The sequence below is a fragment of the Variovorax sp. PMC12 genome, assembly GCF_003019815.1.
Taxonomy (GTDB): Bacteria; Pseudomonadota; Gammaproteobacteria; order Burkholderiales; family Burkholderiaceae_C; genus Variovorax.
Genome location: NZ_CP027773.1, coordinates 3,473,569 through 3,492,063, shown reverse-complemented (window position 1 = coordinate 3,492,063; position 18,495 = coordinate 3,473,569). Strand labels below are relative to the sequence as shown.

The 18,495-nt window shown below is 71.4% G+C and carries 12 protein-coding genes; 7 read left to right on the top strand and 5 right to left on the bottom strand.

The window, feature by feature from the left end; translation table 11 throughout:
• Position 1: 1 nt before the first annotated feature.
• A complete protein-coding gene (locus C4F17_RS16180; protein ID WP_106935923.1) occupies positions 2-883 on the bottom strand; it encodes a hypothetical protein in 882 nt (293 codons plus the stop codon).
• Positions 884-978: 95 nt separating this feature from the next.
• On the opposite strand from C4F17_RS16180, the gene C4F17_RS16175 reads away from it, so the two are divergent.
• Positions 979-2,730 (top strand): glycosyltransferase family 2 protein, encoded by a 1,752-nt coding sequence (locus tag C4F17_RS16175; protein WP_106935922.1) that lies wholly within the window; start codon positions 979-981, stop codon positions 2,728-2,730.
• Here the strand turns inward: C4F17_RS16175 and C4F17_RS16170 are convergent.
• The 4 genes from C4F17_RS16170 to C4F17_RS16155 form a co-directional block, all read right to left on the bottom strand.
• Complete coding sequence (locus C4F17_RS16170) at positions 2,721-3,515, bottom strand: hypothetical protein (protein ID WP_106935921.1); 795 nt, start codon at positions 3,513-3,515, stop codon at positions 2,721-2,723. The two genes, C4F17_RS16175 and C4F17_RS16170, sit on opposite strands and share 10 nt — an antisense overlap.
• Positions 3,516-3,549: 34 nt before the next feature.
• Positions 3,550-5,508 (bottom strand): hybrid sensor histidine kinase/response regulator, encoded by a 1,959-nt coding sequence (locus tag C4F17_RS16165; RefSeq protein ID WP_106935920.1) that lies wholly within the window; start codon positions 5,506-5,508, stop codon positions 3,550-3,552.
• Positions 5,505-6,608 (bottom strand): ABC transporter substrate binding protein, encoded by a 1,104-nt coding sequence (locus tag C4F17_RS16160; protein WP_234382124.1) that lies wholly within the window; start codon positions 6,606-6,608, stop codon positions 5,505-5,507. Before C4F17_RS16160 ends, C4F17_RS16165 begins: the two co-directional genes overlap by 4 nt.
• A 193-nt stretch (positions 6,609-6,801) precedes the next feature.
• Positions 6,802-8,694 carry an ATP-binding response regulator gene (locus tag C4F17_RS16155; RefSeq protein ID WP_081265868.1) on the bottom strand — a complete coding sequence of 631 codons (1,893 nt, stop codon included), beginning with the start codon at positions 8,692-8,694 and terminating at the stop codon, positions 6,802-6,804.
• A gap of 163 nt (positions 8,695-8,857) precedes the next feature.
• Between C4F17_RS16155 and phnD the strand changes: the two genes are divergently transcribed.
• The 6 genes from phnD (at position 8,858) to tagF (ending at position 18,086) form a co-directional block, all read left to right on the top strand.
• Positions 8,858-9,895, top strand: coding sequence for a phosphate/phosphite/phosphonate ABC transporter substrate-binding protein (gene phnD, locus C4F17_RS16150; protein WP_106935919.1), 1,038 nt, complete (start codon positions 8,858-8,860; stop codon positions 9,893-9,895).
• Positions 9,895-10,974: a phosphate/phosphite/phosphonate ABC transporter substrate-binding protein gene (locus tag C4F17_RS16145; RefSeq protein WP_106935918.1), complete on the top strand. Its 1,080-nt coding sequence runs from the start codon at positions 9,895-9,897 to the stop codon at positions 10,972-10,974. The genes phnD and C4F17_RS16145 overlap by 1 nt, the downstream gene beginning before the upstream one ends.
• Positions 10,975-11,112: 138 nt before the next feature.
• Complete coding sequence (gene tssK, locus C4F17_RS16140) at positions 11,113-12,444, top strand: type VI secretion system baseplate subunit TssK (protein WP_106935917.1); 1,332 nt, start codon at positions 11,113-11,115, stop codon at positions 12,442-12,444.
• 46 nt (positions 12,445-12,490) lie between these two features.
• Positions 12,491-13,840, top strand: coding sequence for a DotU family type VI secretion system protein (locus C4F17_RS16135; protein ID WP_106935916.1), 1,350 nt, complete (start codon positions 12,491-12,493; stop codon positions 13,838-13,840).
• The gene (tssM, locus tag C4F17_RS16130) at positions 13,837-17,439 is read left to right on the top strand and encodes a type VI secretion system membrane subunit TssM (RefSeq protein WP_106935915.1); all 3,603 of its coding nucleotides are present in this window, start codon (positions 13,837-13,839) and stop codon (positions 17,437-17,439) included. Before C4F17_RS16135 ends, tssM begins: the two co-directional genes overlap by 4 nt.
• Positions 17,436-18,086, top strand: coding sequence for a type VI secretion system-associated protein TagF (gene tagF, locus C4F17_RS16125; protein WP_106935914.1), 651 nt, complete (start codon positions 17,436-17,438; stop codon positions 18,084-18,086). The genes tssM and tagF overlap by 4 nt, the downstream gene beginning before the upstream one ends.
• Positions 18,087-18,495 lie beyond the last annotated feature (409 nt).

The window sequence follows — 18,495 nt, the reverse complement described above, 5'->3', positions numbered from 1 at the left end:
TTCAATGCGGCGGCCGCGCGCTGATGACGAAGAGCTGCGCCATCAGGTCGGCCAGCAACTGCAGCTGCGGGTCTTGCGTGAGCGCCGCATGGCGATAGGCACCGACGTGGGCTTCGAGCGCGGGCGCGTCGAGCGGGCCGGCGAAGAAAAGCCGCCGCAGCGCGCCGGACAGCGCGTCGTTCCCGGCCGCGCGCGGCCGGTCGTCGATGGTGCTTTGCGCATGGCTCGACAGCGCCGGCGTGGCCAGGAAAGGCGCGAGCACGGCGGCACGGATGCGGCCGTCGTGCACCAGTGTGTTGAGCGTCATGTCGAAGGCCAGCGCCGGGCCCGCGGCCAGCGCCTCGCGCAGCAGCGGGGGCAGCGTGCGCAGGCCCTGCGGCGTGACCATGTAGGCCACCGCGCCCCAGTTGTAGAGGCCCCGCGCATCGAGAATCTCCACGCCGCCGATGGCATCGCGCGGCATGCCCGCGCCGTGCGCGTCGTGCGGCAGGTGCTTGCGCAACGCCTGCCAGAGCGCCAGCAGCCCGGGCGCCGAAATGCCGGGCATGCATTCGAGGAACACCAGGTCGAATCCGCCGAGCTGCGCAAGCGCATCGGGCTGGCGCAGCAGCGGCGGCAGCGCGCGGCTCAGCAGCGCGTCGTCTTCGAGCACGAGGAAGAAGCCGCCCGGCGGCGCACTGTCGATGGCGCCTGCATGCGAAAGAAAACAGGCGTGCTCGCGCGGGCTCACCGGGGCGTCTGGCAAGGCGGCGTGCGCGGGCAGCCCGTGCGTGCCGGTCGCCTCCAGGCGGGCGATGCCCGGCAGGCCGAGCGCGCGCAGCTGCAGTTCCATGGCCTCGCGGCGCGCGATGCTGTCTTGCAGGTTGATGAAGCAGCCGTTCATGATGGCGGTATGACGCTGGTGGGAACACGGGCACGTGAAGAAGCATTGTCTCGCGGCGCGGCCGCCGGCGAGGACGCGTCCGGGCGGGGCCGCGCATGACCGCGCCCGGCGCGGCGCGGCCGTGGCTCAGCGTGGTGATGCCGTTCTATCGCAAGCTGGCCGAGTTCGAGCGCGTCGTCGCGCTCAACGCGCCGTTCTGGTCGCGCCCCGGCATCGAGGTGGTGATCGCGCTCGACGATGCGAGCGAGGAAAAGGGGCTGCAGCAACTGCTCGCGCGCTTTCCCGGCGTTGCCTGGACCCTGCTGGCCAACGACCGCGCGCACGCGTGGCGCCCGCCGAGCTGTGCGATCAACGCGGGCGTGCGCCACAGCGCGGGCCGCTTCGTGTTCGTGCATTCGCCCGAATCCGCTTACGTGGGCGATGCGCCCGCCATCGCGCTGCATGCGGCCATGCAGGGCGGCCGGGGCGTGGCGGTCGGTCGCGTCGGCTTCGCGCGGTTCGACGAACTGGACGCTGCGCCGGAGCCCGGCGCCCATGCCATGCCTGCCGCGCTGGCCACGCTGTTCGCACACGCCGTGCCCGACGCGCTCTACCTGCGCACCTTCTACGGCTCCCTGTGCTGCGCGCGCGAGGCTTTCGATGCCGTCGGCGGCTACGACGAATCGCTCGTGCGCTGGGGCGGCGACGACGACAACTTCCGCGTGCGCCTGGAGATGGCCGGCTGGCAACTGCTGGCCTGCGCCGACCTGAAGCTGCTGCACCTTTCTTTCGAGGCGCGCGACGGCAGCGAGCAGTTCGACCCCGACAACGACTGGGCATGCTGCACCCCGGCCACCGCGCGCGCGAACGAGGGCGCGGAGCGCCGCGCGTGGGGCTGCGACTTCACGCGCATCGCTCGCACGGACGCCGCTGCGTTGCCGCAGTCGCCGCAGGACGCGCCACCCTGGCTGCGCCCCGCGCCCGTGTTCGCGATGGGTTCGCGCCTGCAGTGCGAGATTTGCGCGCGCATGGTCCACCACGAGCCGGCGCCGCACTTTCATTGCCCGCGCTGCAGCAAGGAAGCGCCACGGCGCCTGACCGCGCGCCCGCGCATCGTCTGCGTGATGCAGCTGCGCAACGAGGCGCGGCTGCTCGAGGGCTGCCTCGCGCACCTGCGCGCGCATGTCGACGGCTTCGTGCTGCTCGACGACGGCTCGACCGACGAGACGGCGCACATCGCACGGCGCGAGCCCAAGCTGCTCGAGCTGCTGTCGAACCCGCCGGCGCCAGCGCAAAGGCACGCATGGAACGAGCGCGAGAACCGCCGCCGGCTGCTCGAACGCGCACGCGCGCACGGTGCCGGCTGGGTGCTGGCGTGCGATGCCGACGAGCGCTACGAGACGCTCTTCCTCGACAGCCTGAATGCCATCGTCGACTCGCTCTCCGAGACGCAGCTGTCCTGCCTGTCGGTCGCGATGCGGGAACTGTGGGACGCGCCCGACCGGTTCCGCATCGACGGCCCGTGGGCGCACAAGTCGCGCGCCTGCCTGTTCCGCCTGCCGCAGGAGATCGCTTTTGCGCAGGCGCCGGCGCTGCATGGACCGTGGTACCCCGACGCGGTGGCGCAACACGGCGTGATGTACCGCAGCTACTACCGGCTCTACCACCTGAAGATGATTCGCCGCGAAGACCGCGTCGCGCGGCGCGACCTGTACCGGCGCCTCGACCCCGAGCGGCGCCTGCAGCCCATGGGCTACGACTATCTTGCCGAGGAAGGGCCGGCGTTGCGGCTCGCCGCGGTGGCGCCCGGGCGCGGCTATGCGCTCGCGAGCCTGCCGAAGGATCTGGCGGCGCTGCTTCAGGCCTGACCTTCGGACGGGCCCGCGGACATCGCCAGCGAACGAGCGAAATCGCCGCGGTAGGTGCGCGTGCCGGTGTGGCTCAGCCGCGAGCGCGTGTCGACGAACACCTGCCCGCCGATCGACTGCCAGCGCCGGCAGAAGGCGAAATCCTCGCTCAGGTAGCGGCCGTTGCCAGGTTCGGCCCACACGTCGAAGAAGCGGTAGTGCGCCTGCGCGGCCGCCTGCGCGTCTTCCATGTGGTCGGGCGTGTAGCGCAGCTGCGGCATGGCCTGCGCGAGCCGGGTGAACACGCTGCGCTCGATCAGCATGAAGCCGGTGGGGGCGTCCAGCACTTCGGCGAAGCCGTCGGCGTCCACGCCGGCGTTTTTCAGGTTCACCGGGAACACCGCGTGGCGCGCCTCGAAGTCTTCGCGCGTGCTGCCCGCGGGCAGCGCCTGCGCCAGGCCCTCGCTCGGCCAGCCGTCGCTCTTGTGCGGGTACACGCCGGCCACCACCGCGCGGTCCGCCAGCAGCAGCCGCAGCGCGGCCTCCGGCTCGAAGCCGATGTCGGCGTCGATCCAGAACAGATGCGTCCAGCGCGCGTCGGCCATGAACTCCGCCACCAGCCTGTTGCGGGCGCGCGGGATCAGGCTGTCGCCGTCGAGGAATCGCGTCTGCATCGCGAAGCCGTGCCGCCACGCCAGGTTGACCAGGCCGAGCAGGCTGCGCACGTAGTCGCTGGTGAGCTGGCCGGTGTAGCTGGGCGTGGCGATGAAGGGGCGGATCTGCGGGAGGGCGTCGATGGAGAGCATGGGCGGTCCGGGTGTGGATGGTCTTGCGCGGTCGTCAGCTTGCCGCAACCTGCCGCCGCGTGGTGAGCAGCGCGCGCAGCTTGGCCGGCGCCACCGGCTTGGTCAGCAGCATCACGCCGCCCTGGCGCAGCCGCTGCAGCACGTCGGGCCCGGTCGCGCCCGACACCAGCACCGCGAGCGCGTCGGGCTGCAGGCGCTTGGCGGCGTCGAGCACGTTCACGCCGTCGTCGTCGCCCGCCAGCTGCAGGTCGCACAGCACGGCGTCGTAGCGCACGCCGCCGCCCAGCCGCGCGATGGCCTCGGCGCCGGTGGTCACGCAGTCGGCCTGGCAGCCCCATTGCGCCAGCAGCGTGCGGGTGCCTTCGAGGATGGCGGGGTCGTCGTCCACCACCAGGCAGCGCAGGCCGGCCAGCGGCGCGGGCGCGAACTGCGGCGGCTCGGGCGGCGCCGCGTCGGCGGCGCGCGCGGCGGGCAGGGTGAAGGCGAAGGTGCTGCCGGCCTGCAGCGCCGAGCGCACGGTGATGCGCGTGCCCAGCAGCGTGGCGATGCGCGCGCAGATCGCCAGCCCCAGCCCGAAGCCGCGGCGGCGGTCGCGCTCGGTGTTGGCCACCTGGTAGAACTCTTCGAAGATGCGGCCCTGGTGGATGGGCGCGATGCCCACGCCGTTGTCGCGCACCTCGATGCGCACGCCCGCCGCGCAGCGCCGCGCGGCCACCAGCACGGTGCCGCCTTCGGGCGCATGGCGCAGCGCGTTGCTCACCAGGTTGCCGACGATGCGCCGCAGCATGGCCGCGTCGGTGCGCACCGCCAGGCCCCGGTCGCTCCAGTGCAGGCGCACGCGCGCCTGCGCCGCCGCGGCGGCATGCTGTGCATCGATCTGGTCGAACAGCGCGTCCAGCGATACCTTGGCGATCGCCGGCGTGAGCACCTGCGCATCGAGCCGCGAGATCTCCAGCAGGTCGTCGAGCAGCACGCCCATGAACTCGGTGCTCTCCTGCAGCCGCAGCACGGCCGGGCGTTGCGCCGGCGTGGCGCCGGGCAGCAGGCCGTCGATGAACAGGCCCATGGCATGCAGCGGCTGGCGCAGGTCGTGGCTGGCGGCGGCCAGGAAGCGCGCGCGCGACAGCGCCGCCTGCTCGGCCTCGGCCATGCGCTGCAGCGCCACGGCGGTGGCCTCGCGCACGCGCTCCTCGCTGACCTGGCGGTTGTGCTGCAGCCGCTCGGCGAGCCGGTCGATGTCGTGCGCCAGCACCGCCAGCTCGTGCGTGCCGCGCGTGCCGCCCTCGACCACGCCGCAGCGCACGTCGAACTGGCCGGTCTCCAGCGCGGCGACGGTGCGCGACACGCGCCGCAGCGGCCGCGCCACCGTGCGCGCCATGTGGCGCACCGAGGCCCAGGCCGCGATCAGCGCCACCATCGCGATGCCGATGCCGGCAATGAGCGAGCGGCTGCGCTCGCGCGTGTAGGCCGTGGTGTCGCGGAAGGTCTGCACCAGGCCGATGGGCGTGTCGCCCGCCGCCGTGGACCCCGCGGGCGCGAAGGCGCTGGCACGCGAGGCCTCGCGCAGCGTGACCGGCGAGGTGAACATGCGCAGCCGTGCGAGCGAGGTGGTCTTGGGCCCCGCGGTGACGAACACGCCCGCGCTGTTGCTGATTTCCACCCGCGTCACCTGCCCGCCGCGCAGCGCGGCGTTGGCCACGTTCTGCAGCGCGGGCAGGTCGCCCGCATACAGGCTCAGGTCGGACATGGCCGCCACCTGCCTTGCGACCGCCTGGCCCTCGGCGTCGAAGGCGGCCTCCAGCGTCTGCAGCCGGCTGTGCGTGAACCAGCCGGTCAGCGCCAGCGCCACCGCCGCGCACGGCACCACGCCGAGGCGGAACAGGTCGTTCTGCAGGTTGCCGCGCACCACCAGCGTGTGGTTGGGCGGCGGCGGCGCTGCGGCAGGCGCCGCCTCCGGTGCCGAGCCATTGGAGGGCCGCGCGGCGGTGCTCATCGCGGCGCCGCGAGTCGCTCGGTCAGTTCCCGTTCCTCCGGCAGGCGCAGGCCGAGTCCGCGTGCCACGGTGGCGTTGACGCGCACGCTGGCGGGCGTCGCCGCTTCCACCAGCGGGCCGTTGTTGCTGCTTGCGTTCGCGTTCGCGGCGGCCACTTTCTGGCCGAGCAGCCGTGCCTGCTGGGCGAGCTGCGAAGGCGTCGACACCGCCGCGGCCAGGCCGCCCGAGCGCACCAGCCCTTCGCTGGTGCCGAACACCGGAAGGCCCGCGCCGGCGCCCGCGCGCAGCACCGAGAGCGTGGCCGCCTGGTTGTCGCCGATCAGGTCGGGCAGCACCATCAGCGCATCGCTCTGCGGCACCACGATGCGCAGCGCGGCGGCCAGCGAGCGGGCGTCGGGCGCGTATTCGATGCGCACGTCCCAGGCCGGGTTGGCCACCTGGGCGGCGCGCTGCAGCTCGCGCACCAGCGGCTCCGACTCGGGCGTGGCCACCACGCCCACGCGGTGCTTCTGCGGCAGCACCGCGCTCATCAGCGCGAGCTGGTCGGTCATGGCCGGATCGCGCAGCAGCACGCCCACGCGGCGGTCGCTGCGCCGCAGGGCCGCCGGGCTCGCGGCCTTGAGCGTCTCGTAGTCGAGCCGGCTCAGCATCGCGAGCACCAGCGGCTCCTGGCCGGGCCGCTCGACCGCGGCGCGCGCGGCGGCCGGGCCGACGGCCATGGTCAGCGGGGCGTCGGCCGTTGCCGCGCGCAGGCCGCGGGTGTGCACGCCCGCATTGGCGGCGCGATCGGGGTCGGTGCCGGCGTCCGGCGCCAGCTGCGGCTCCGAAGACGGCGCGGCCCCGCCGGCCGGCAGCCGCACCAGCTCGAAGCGGCTGCCGGGTTCCTGGTCGGCGCGCAGCTGCTGCACGAACTCCGAGGACGCCGGAATGTCGTCGCCCATCAGCACGGTGAGGCTGGATGCAGCCGCCAGGCCCGTGGCTGACGCGGCCGCCGCGGCCAGCAGGGCCAGCGCGCCGCGCCGCATGCCCGCGCGCGGTTTCGCGTGGCGTCCTGGACGTCCGCGGAAGAGCGCGAAGATGTGGGGCACGGCAAGGAACATGGACTGCTTCCGCAGCAAGGGGCGATGATCCAATGTAAGGACCGCCCCTGCTTCTTGCGATAAGGCGGAGGGCTTATGTCAGTGGCCGCGGCGGCCTGCCCGCGTGACGAATATCACTGCGCGGCAGCCGCTCGGCCTATGTCCGACGGACTACCCGCGCACCTACCCGCGCACCTACCCCGCAAGGCAGCCGTCAGGCGTCCGCCAGCAGCGCGGCCGCGGCGGCGCGCTGCGCCTGGATGGCCTGGCGCAGCACGCGCGGCGACACCGGCTTGTAGAGCACCGTGATGCCCGCGTTGGCCACTTCGCGCAGCCGGTCGGGCTTGGTCTCGCCCGTCACCAGCAGCCGCGCGGTGCCGGGGCCGATGCCGCGCGGGTGCCGCTCCAGCGCCGCGATCACGTCGAGTCCGTTGTCGCCGCCCTGCAGCAGCAGGTCGCTGATGACCACGTCGGGCGGCTGCGCCCAGCCGTCGGCCATGGCCAGCGCCTCGGCGCGGGTCTGCGCGGGCAGCACCTCGGCGCCCCAGTTGGCGAGCACCACGCTCAGGCCTTCGAGGATGGTGCGCTCGTCGTCGATCACCAGGATGCGCACGTTGGCCAGGCTTTCTTCCTCCTCCATGCCGGCCAGGGCCACCGGCAGCGCCGGCACCGGCAGCGCGGCCGGCGCCGAGCGCACCTGCACCCGCACGCAGGTGCCCTTGTGCAGCTTCGAGCTGAGGTCGACGCGGGTGTTGAGCAGGTCGGCCAGCCGCTGCACCGTGGCCAGGCCCAGCCCCATGCCGCGCGCGCCGCGCGCCGCCTGCCGGCCGGTGGGCTCGACCTGGTAGAACTCCTCGAACACCCGCGCCTGGTGCTGCAGAGCGATGCCCACGCCGGTGTCGACCACGTCGATGCGCACGCCCTTGCCGCGCCGCCGCGCGCCGATCAGCACGCCGCCCTCGATGGTGTGGCGCAGCGAGTTCGACACCAGGTTGTTCAGGATGCGCGAGAGCATCACGTAGTCGCAGCGCACCCACACGTCGGTCTTGCGCACCACCAGCCGCAGGCCCTGCTGCTCGGCCACCGGGCGGAAGTTGCGGCTGATCTCGTCGAACAGCCGGTCGAGCGGGAAGTCGGCCCACTGCGGCTGCAGCACGCCGGCGTCGAGCTGCGACAGGTTCAGCAGCTCGGAGAACAGCCGGTCGAGCGAATCCACGCACTCGCGGATGTGGCCGATGCGCTGCAGCTTCACCGGGTCGGTCTCGCCGTTGGCCAGCCCGTCGGAGAACAGCGTGAGCGCGTGCAGCGGCTGGCGCAGGTCATGGCTGGCGGCGGCCAGCAGCCGGGTCTTGGCCTGGCTCGCCACTTCCAGCTGCTGGTTCTTGCGCGCCAGCTCGGCGGTGGCCTCGTTGATGCGGCTCTGCAGGAGCCGGTGGCTCTCGGCCAGCGCGCGCGCGGCCTGGTTGAAGCCGTGCTGCAGGTGGCGCACCTCCGACGTGCCCTCGATCGCCACGCTCGCGTCCTCGCCCGCGCCCAGCCGGTCCACCGCCTTGCCCAGCGCCCGGATCGGCTCGCTGATGCGCCGCGCGGCCCACCAGCCGGCCAGGCCCACGCCCGCCAGGCTGAAGGCCAGCACCAGCGCCACGTTGAGCCACACGGAACGCCGCGCGCTCTGCACCGCGCTCAGGCTGATCTCGACCATCACCTTGCCCGTGTGGCGGCCGTCGTCGCCCACGATCGGCACCACCACCTGCAGGCCCTCGCCGCGCGCGCGGTCGGAGGTCTCGGAGTTGGCGACGATCTCGCCGTCCTCGGTCCAGATCTGCACCTGCTGCACGTGCGGCTGGTAGGTGCCCGACTGGGCGGTGCGCTGCAGCGCCCGGCGGTCCATGCGCGCCAGCGGGGCCTGCGCCACCGTGGCCACCTGCAGCGCCACCGTCTGCGCATTGGCCCGCATCAGCTCGGTGAGGTTGCCCAGGTGCTGGCGCGTCAACACCGCGATGGCCGCCAGCGTGGCCAGGGCCGCCGGCACCAGCGCCAGCAGGATCAGCTGCTGCGCGAAAGTGAGGCGGGCCAGGCCGCGGAGGACGCGGAAGTTCCAGTTCATGAAGGCTTCGGACGCATGGAGGCCCGAGCTTAGGGGCGCCGGAGCGAACAGGGAAGCAGGAAAAACATCACGAAAACTACGCGCAATTGCTATTTAATGGCGTCCGCACAGCCCGTGTCAGACCCGCCGCCCGTCGGCGAACCCCATGCCATCCGGTCAAAAAATGCTGGTTTCATTGCGCCTCACTGCCCTGTTTCCAGCTGCCCTGCGCGCGGCGGCGATGGGCTTGCTCGTCGGCCTCGCGCCGTTGCTGGCCTGCGCCCAGGGCACCGCGCGCGAGCCGCCGGTGCGCTTCGGCATCCTGCCGCTGGGCGGCGCCTTCGAGTCGCGCAGCGACTGGGATCCGCTGCTGGCCGAGCTCAGCCGCGCCATCGACCGGCCGGTGAGCGTGCTGTCCGTCAACTCGTACGAGGCGCTGGAGCAGGCCATCCGGCGCGACGAGGTCGACATGGCCTTCCTGTCCGGCAAGATGGCGCTGGACGCCGTCACCCAGCGCCGCATGAAGGTGGTGGCGCAGGTGGTGCGGCACGACGGCCTGCCCGGCTACCGCGCGCTGCTGCTGGCGCGCAAGGCGCCGCCCTTCAATTCGCTCAAAGACCTGCTGGCCCAGCCCGAGCGCTGGCGGCTGGCGCGCGGCGAGAAGCAGTCGGTGTCGGGCTTCATCGTGCCGCAGCTGCAGCTCTTCCTGCCGAACCACATCGCGATGGAGACGCGCTTCCTCAGCGAGACCGTCGGCACCCACCAGGCCACCGCGCTGGCCGTGGCCAACAGCGAGGCCGACGTGGCCACCAACAACACGGCCGACTTCGAGCGCTTCAGGCAGCGCTTTCCGGCCGAGGCGGAACGGCTGCAGGTGCTGTGGCAGTCGGACCTCATTCCGCATGCGCAGATCGTGGTGCGGCGCGAATACCCGCCCGAGCTGCGCAAGCGCGTGCAGGTGTTCCTGACCGCCTACGGCCGCGCCAAGGGCCCGCGCGGCGACGCCGAGCGGCTGGTGCTCAAGTCGCTGCACGACCTGGCCGGCTTCCTGCCGGCCGACAACAGCTCGCTGGAGCCGGCCGCCAGGCTGGCCTGGCAACTGGCGCGGCAGAACGCCATGACCGCGCAGTGGGTCAACGACGCCGCGCGCGAAGCCCGCCTGCAGCGCATCGACAGCAGCTACGCCGAGCAGGTCGGCGTGCTCAAGGACGTGTCTCCCTGATGGCCCGCGCCGCCGCCCGACTGCTTGCCGCGACGCTGCTTTGCGCCGCGTCGGCCGCGATGCTGGCCGCGCCCGCCACGGCCGCCGCGCAGGGCGCCAATGCGGCGACGCCCGCGCCCGCGCCCGCCAGGGGCGTGACCGGCGTGCCCGAGGTGGTGCGCGCGGTGCGCTTCGGCGTGCTGCCGCTGGGCGGCACCGTCGAGTCGCGGGCGCTGTGGACGCCGCTGATGGCCGACATGAGCCGCGCGCTTGGCGTCCCGGTCAGCTCGTACTCGGTGCCGTCTTACGAGGAACTCGACCGCGCCATCGGCCGCGACGAGATCGACATGGCCTTCCTGTCGGCCAAGATGGCGCTCGACGCCGTGATGCAGCGGCGCATGAAGGTGGTGGCGCAGATTGCCAAGCAGCCCGGAAACCCCCAGCACCGCGCGGTGCTGCTGATGCGCAAGGCCGGCCCTCTCAACACGCTGGCCGGCCTGCTCGCCGAGCCGCAGCGCTGGCGGCTCGCGCGCGGCGACAGCCGCTCGGTCACGGGCTTCATCGTGCCGCAGAGCCAGTTCTTCCTGCCGAACAACATCCAGATGGAAACCCGCTTCCTCAGCGAGTTCGTCGGCACCCACCAGGCCACCGCGCTCGCCGTGGCCAACGGCGACGCCGACGTGGCCACCAACAACACCACCGACTTCGAACGCTTCAGGCAGCAGTTCCCGGTCGAGGCCGAGCGGCTGCAGGTGGTGTGGGAGTCTGAGCCGCCGCCGGGCGCGCCGATGGTGGTGCGGCGCAGCTACCCGCCCGAGTTCCAGGCGCGGCTGCAGAACTTCCTGACCGGCTACGGCAAGGCCAGGGGCCCGCGCGGCGACGCCGAGCGCGAGGTGCTGAAGAACCTGCGCGCGGGCTACGGCTACGTCGAGGCCGACGACAGCGCGCTGCTGCCCGAAGCCCGGCTGGAGTACCAGCTGGGCAAGCAGCGCGCCATGGCCGCGTCGTGGGTCAACGAGGCCGCGCGCGAACAGCGGCTGCAGCGCATCGAGAAGACCTACGCGGAGCAGGTCGAGGCACTGCGCGCGCCGAACCGCTGACGCCTCGCGGCGCTCCCTAGTCCCTTCGCCGTACCACCAAACCCCCGCGCCTAGGCCTTAAGGCGGATTTGCCCGCCGCGTCGCGCGCCTGAAACTCCGTGCTTCTTTTCCGGCACCCTTGCCGTTGACGGAGCGTGGATGAGCTGGCGAACAAAAGTGGTGTGGAGCGAGGGGATGCTGCTGCAGCCTCAGCACCTGCAGCAAAGCGAGCGCCATGCCGACCATGCGCGGCATGTGCTGCTGCGCGCGACCACGCCCTATGCCTGGGGTTTTGCCGAACTCGAGATCGATGCCGCCGCGCTCACGCTCGGCAAGCTCGCGCTGGTGCGGGCGGTGGGCGTGTTCGGCGACGGCACCGTGTTCGACATGCCGGCGGTCGACCCGCTGCCCGAGCCCATCGACATTCCCGCAGGCATGCGCGACGAGGCCGTGGTGCTCGCGCTGCCGCTGCGCCGCGCCGGCGCGCGCGAGGCCGACGCGGAAGACTACGAGGAGCTGGTGCGCCACCGCGTGCTCGAGTCGGAGGTGCCCGACTCCAACACCGCCGGCGAGCGCACCGCCATGCTGCAGCTGGGCCAGCTCCACACGCGGCTGATGCGCGCCGGCGAGGCGACCGACGCCTGGACCACGCTCGGCATCGCCCGCGTGCAGGAGCGCCGCGTCGACAACCAGGTGCTGCTGGACCGCGCGATGCTGCCGCCGCTGCTCGACGTGGCGGGCCATTCGGTGATCCGCGCCTGGCTCGACGAGCTGCTGGGCCTGCTGCGCCAGCGCGGCGAGGCGCTTGCCGGCCGCATGACGCAGGGCGGCACCGGCGGCGTGGCCGAGATCGCCGACTTCATGCTGCTGCAGGCCGTCAACCGCAACGAGGCGGTGTTCGCGCACCTGGCCAGAAGCGCGGTGCTGCATCCGCAGCATTTCTTCGAGCATGCGCTCGGGCTGGCCGGCGACCTGGCGAGCTTTCGGGATTCACGCCGCGTGGCGCGCTTCGGGCCCTACATCCACGACGACCTCGCGACGAGCTTCCGCCCGCTCATGGACGACCTGCGCCGCAGCCTGTCGATGGTGCTGGAGCAGTCGGCGATCCGCATCGAACTGCACGACCGCAAGCACGGCGTGCGCGTGGCGATGGTGACGGACGTGGAACTCCAGCGCAAGGCGACCTTCGTGCTCGCGGTGAACGCGAACATGCCCAGCGAGGCGCTGCGCGCGCGCTTTCCCACGCAGGTCAAGATCGGCCCGGTGGAGCGCATCCGCGACCTCGTGAACCTGGCGCTGCCGGGCGTCACGCTCACGCCGATGCCGGTCGCGCCGCGCCAGATTCCGTTCCACACGGGCGCCAACTACTTCGAGCTCGAAACACGCAACAGCGACCTGTGGCGCCAGCTCGAGCAGTCGGGCGGCATCGCGATGCACATCGCGGGCGACTTCCCCGGCCTCGACCTTGCCTTCTGGGCGATACGAGCATGACCCCCAGTCTTCGCGCACTTATTGGCACCGTCAGCGTGGAGCCATCATGAGCACACCTCCCGATCCTTTTGCCGCTTTCGAATCCGAACGCACGGTCATCAAGCCCAAGCCGCGCACGCCGGGCGGTGCGCCGCCTGCGCCTGCACCGGCGCCGTTCTTCGGCGGCGCCGATCCGACGCCCGCGGCCGAGGTCGGCGAACTGGGGTTGCTCAACCCGCTGGTGTCGGCCGCCGGCAAGCTGCTGGTGCTGATAGGCAAGCTGCGCAACCTGGCGCAGCCGCCCAACGTGCCGGCCCTGCGCGCGTCCACCGCGGACGCGGTGAACCAGTTCGACGCCAACGCGCGCCGCGCCGGCGTGAGCAACGAATCGGTGCTCGCCGCGCGCTACGTGCTGTGCACCGCGCTCGACGAAGCGGTGGCCAACACGCCCTGGGGCGTGCAGGCTGGCTGGAACAAGCAGAGCCTGCTGGTGCAGTTCCACAACGAGACCTGGGGCGGCGAGAAGGTGTTCCAGCTGCTGGCCAAGCTCGCGCAGGACGTGCCCACGCACCGCCAGTTGCTGGAGCTGATCTACAGCGTGCTCGCGCTCGGCTTCGAGGGCCGCTACCGCGTGGTCGACAACGGCCGCGCGCAGCTCGACTCGGTGCGCCAGCGCCTGGCCGACCTGATCGCCAAGGACCGCCCCGCCGTGGAGCCCGAGCTTTCTCCGCACTGGCGCGGGCAGGGCGCGGGCACTGTGCGGCTGCGCGAGTCGCTGCCGCTGTGGGTGTTCGCGGCCGGCTTCGCGCTGCTGCTGGCGCTCGCGTGGTTCGCGCTGCGGCTCACGCTCAACTACCGCTCCGACACCACCTATGCGGCAGTCTCCAGCCTGCGCGCGCCCAACATCCAGATCGCGCCGCCGGCCCTGCCGGCGAAGACGCCGCGCCTCGCGCGCTTCCTGGAGCCCGAGATCAAGCAGGGCCTGGTCACCGTGACCGACGAAGCCGACCGCAGCGTGGTGCGCCTGCGCGGCGATTCCTTCTTCGGTTCCGGCAGCGCCGAGCCGATGGCGCAGTCGCTGCCGGTGCTGCGCCGCATCGGGCAGGCGCTGGCCGAGGTGAAGGGCGAGGTGCTGATCACCGGCCACTCCGACAACCAGCCGATCCGCTCGCTGCGCTATCCGTCCAACTGGCATCTGTCGGCCGCGCGTGCCGACGCGGTGAAGGGCGCGCTGAGCACGCTGGTCGAGCCCGCGCGCATGCGCTCGGACGGCAAGGCCGATGCCGAGCCCGTGGCCGCCAACGACACGCCCGCCAACCGTGCGCGCAACCGCCGCGTCGACATCGTGCTGCTGACCGAACCCGACCGGCTCGCCGCCGCCACATCGGCTGCTCCCGTTCCAGGAGCGACGAAATGATCAAGAAAATATTCGGCTTCCTGTTCAGCCCGCTGCTGCTGACGCTGCTTGCGCTCATCGTCGTCGCGCTGCTGGTCTGGTGGATCGGCCCGCTGGTGAAGATCGGTTCGCTCGCGCCGCTCGAAGGCGAGATGACGCGCGCCATCGTCATCGGCGTCATCGTGCTCGTCGTGGTGCTGCGCGCGCTGTACCGCCGCTGGCGCGCCCGCCGCGCGAGCCGCCACCTGACCGACGGCCTCATGAAGGCGTCCGCCGCCAGGGCCGATGCCCCGGTCAACGGCGAGCAGAAGATCCTCGACACGCGATTCAGCGAGGCCGTCGCCACGCTCAAGCAGATGCGCCTGCATGCGGCCGGCAAGAAACCCGGCTGGCGCGACTGGCTCTCCATCTCGGGCGGCAGCTACCTGTACGACCTGCCTTGGTACGTGTTCATCGGCGCGCCCGGTGCCGGCAAGACCACCGCGCTGGTCAACTCCGGCCTGAGCTTCCCGCTGGCCGAGAAGTTCGGCCCCGGCGCCATTCGCGGCGTGGGCGGCACGCGCAACTGCGACTGGTGGTTCACCGACGAAGCGGTGCTCATCGACACCGCCGGGCGCTACACCACGCAGGACAGCCACCAGTCCGAAGACAAGAGCGCATGGGAAGGCTTCCTGGGCCTGCTGAAGAAGGCGCGCCCGCGCCGGCCGCTGAACGGCGTGTTCCTGACCGTGAGCGTGGCCGACCTGCTGAGCCAGGGGCCGGAGGCGCGCAGCCAGCTCGCGGCGTCGATCCGCGCGCGGCTGCTCGAGCTCGACAGCAAGCTCACCACCCGGCTGCCTGTGTACGTGCTCGTCACCAAGAGCGACCTGCTCTACGGCTTCACCGACTACTTCGACGACCTGGGCAAGGAACAGCGCGCGCAGGTCTTCGGCTTCACGCTGCCGGCCGACGAGAACCTGCAGGTCGAGGAGAAGGGGCTCTCCACGGCTTTCAACCGCGAATTCGCGCTGCTGCACAACCGCGTGAACGACGGCCTCATCGCGCGCATGCAGCGCGAGACCGACGGCACGCGCCGCGCGGCGATCTTCGGCTTCCCCGCCCAGTTCGGCTCCGTCGGCCCGCTGTTGTCCGACCTGCTGGAGCAGGTGTTCACCGGTTCGCGCTTCGCGCAGCCGCCGTGGGTGCGCGGCGTGTACTTCACCAGCGGCACGCAGGAAGGCAGCCCGATCGACCGCGTGATGGGCAGCTTGGCGCGCAGCTTCGGCATCGAGCGCGCGATGCTCGCACCGCAGAAGAGCAGCGGACGCAGCTACTTCCTCACCTCGCTGCTGCGCGAGGTGGTGTTCCCCGAGCAGCGCCTGGCCGGTGCCGACGTGAAGCTGGAGCGCCGCCGCCACACGCTGCGCGTGATCGGCGTGACGGCGATGACGCTGGTCACCGTCGGCCTGCTCGCGGCCTGGGGCTACAGCACGCTGCAGAACATGAACTACCTGAAGTCGGTCGAGGCCCGCGTCGAGCCCGCCCGGCAGAACCTGGCGGCGCTGCCCGCGCGGGTGCAGAACCTGGTGGAAGTCGCGCCCGTGCTGCAGGGCCTGCGCGACATCTGGAAGACGCCCGACAACCACCAGGGCGACGAGCCGCTGTCGATGACGCTGGGCCTCTACCAGGGCGACAAGCTCGACGCCGCCGCCATGCTCACGCACCAGCGCGCGCTCAACGACGCCTTCCTGCCGCAGATCGCCAAGCGCATCGAAGACCAGCTGCGCACCGCGCAGAAAGACAACCTCGAGTACACGTACGAGGCGCTCAAGAGCTACCTGATGCTCTACCAGCCCGAGCACTTCGACCCCGAGGCGCTGAAGGCCTGGATCACACTCGACTGGTCGCGCAACCTCGACCGCGGCATTCCCGAAGACCAGCGCAAGCAGCTCGAAGACCAGCTCGACGTGCTCATCGCGCAAGGCCCGCCGCGCTCGCCGCTGAAGATGGACGAGAACCTGGTGCGCAGCGTGCGCGCGGTGCTCGCGAGCTACCCGCTGGAGCAGCGCGTGTTCAGCCGCCTGAAGCGCCAGCGCGCCACCAAGGACATCCCGGCCTTCAGCGTGGCGGCCGCCACCGGCCCCTCGGGCCCGCTGGTGTTCGAGCGCATCAGCGGCAAGCCGCTGACCGACGGCGTGCCGGGCATGTTCACCTACGACGGCTATCACAAGCGCTTCCAGAACGAGGTGACCGTGCTCACCGGCCTGCTCGCCAACGAAGACCCGTGGGTGCTGGGGCAGGACCGCAACGCCGCCGACCGCCTGCGCGACGTGGCCGCGCTCGGCGCGCTGACCGACCGCGTGCGCCGCCTGTACCTGGAGGAGTACGTGAAGCAGTGGGAAGCGCTGCTCGCCGACGTGCGGCTGATCCGCGCCACCGGCCTGGAGAAGAACATCGAGACCGCGCGCATTCTCTCGGGCGTCGATTCCCCGCTCGCGAATTTCCTGCGCGCGGTGGTCAGGCAGACCACGCTGATCCCGGCGGCCGACGCCAACAAGGACGTGGTCAGCAAGGCGACCGAGACCGTGCGCAACACGCGCAAAGGCCTGGAAGACCTGTTCGGCAGCGACCCCGGCCGCCAGGTGGCGCCGGGCAAGCGCATCGAGAGCATCGTGGACGACCGCTTCGAGCCGCTGCGCCGCCTCGTCACCGCCGGCGGCCCCAACCAGCCGGCGCCCATCGACGATGCACTCAAGCTCTTCAACGAGGTGTACGTGTACCTCAACGCGGTCGACACGGCCGTGAAGGGCCGCACCTCGCCGCCGCCCGGCGACGTGGCGGGCAAGCTCAAGTCGGACGCGGGCCGGCTGCCGGAGCCCGTGCGCTCGATGGTCGAGAACCTGAGCCAGTCCGGCGCCGCGCAGGCCCAGGTGGCCGAGCGCGGCAACCTGAGCCAGGACCTGCGCCCCGTGGCCGAGTTCTGCGCGCGCGCCATCGCGGGCCGCTATCCGTTCGTGGGCAACAGCAAGCGCGACGTGCTGCCCGAAGACTTCGGCCAGATGTTCGGCCCCGGCGGCCTGATGGACGACTTCTTCCAGAAGCGCCTGGCCGCGCTGGTCGACACCAGCACCCGCCCCTGGCGCTACAAGCCCGTGGCCGAGCGCGGCGCCATCACCACGCAGGCGCTCGCGCAGTTCGAACGCGCGGCGCGCATCAAGGACATCTTCTTCCGCGGCGGCGGCCGCGGCCCGTCGATGCGGCTGGACTTCAAGCCGGTGGAGATGGACGCGGGCATCACCCAGTTCATCCTCGACGTGGACGGCCAGCTCGTGAAGTACGCGCACGGCCCCGTGGTGCCGATGGCGGTGCAGTGGCCGGGGCCGAAGGGCAGCAACCAGGTGCGCATCCAGGTGAGCCCGCCTTCGACCACGGGCAGCTCTGGCGCTGCCGTGGATGGGCCCTGGGCGCTGTTCCGTGCGCTCGACGACGGGCAGCTCGAGGCGGGCGATGCGCCGGAGAAGTTCTTCATCACCTTCCAGATCGGCGCGCGCAAGACGCGGTTCGAGGTGACGACCAACAGCGTGCAGCATCCGATCCGGTTGCGCGAGCTGCGGGAGTTTTCCTGTCCGGAGGGGCTGTGAGCGCAGCTTCTTTTTCTTCTTCTTCCATTTTTGCCTCGGCGGAGTTGCCGGGTTGGTTCGGCAAGTTGCCGGGGATGGGGGACTTCGCGCATCGCCGGCTGCCCGAAGCGTTCCGTTCCGTGTGGGACCAGTGGCTGCAGCGTGGTCTGGCGCGGTTGAGAGACCGGCATGCCGATTGGGTGGAGCGGTATCTGGAGGCGCCCATATGGTGCTTTGCGCTGGGGCCCGGGGTCGCCGGCGAGCGGGCGTGGATGGGGGTGCTGATGCCTTCGGTGGACGGGGTGGGGCGGTACTTTCCTTTCACGCTGGCTGTGGAGCTGGATGCGTCTTGCGGGACCGAGCTTCGCGGCGAGGCGTTGATTGCCGCGCTGCAGTGGTGGATTCGGGCTACGCAGGCCGCGCTTGAAGGGCTTGAAGGGGATCTGGATGCGCTGCGGTTCGATGCTGTGCTGCAGCGGCTCTTTCTTGCTGCCGGCGAGGCTGGGCGCGAGGTGCGTGTGGAGGTGCTTGAGCTGCCGATGGGGAGGGCTTCTCTTTGGCTTGGTGATCCTGCTGGTGAAGCGGGGGTTCGGATGGTTTGCGACGGGCTGCCTGTTGATGAAAAGTTCGATGGGCTTTTTCTTGGCTTTGTGGAGGGGGAGAGTTGATGGACTCGCTTCTTCTTGCCTTCCGAGGCCGGGTCTCGGCCCGGCGGCCGACCTACTTTTCTTTGCTTCGCCAAAGAAAAGTAGGCAAAAGAAAGGCGACCCTGCTGTCTGCGTCCCTTCGCTTCGCTACGGGCAACCTGCGGTGCTCGACTCCGGCGGGGGTCCGCAGAACTCGCTTCGCTCAGACAGCTGCGGCCCTGATCCCGCCTGCGTCTGCGCTCCTCGGCGCAGCCAGAAGGGATTTGGAAACCAAACGCGCCATCGCTGCGCTCGGCGCCACATGGGGCCGAGCGAAGCAAAGGCCCGAGTTGTCTCCACCTCCCCTCTGGCTGCGCCGAGGAGCGGAGCGTTTCGCGGATCAGGGCCGCAGCTGTCTGAGCGAAGCGAGTTCTGCGGACCCCGCGAAACG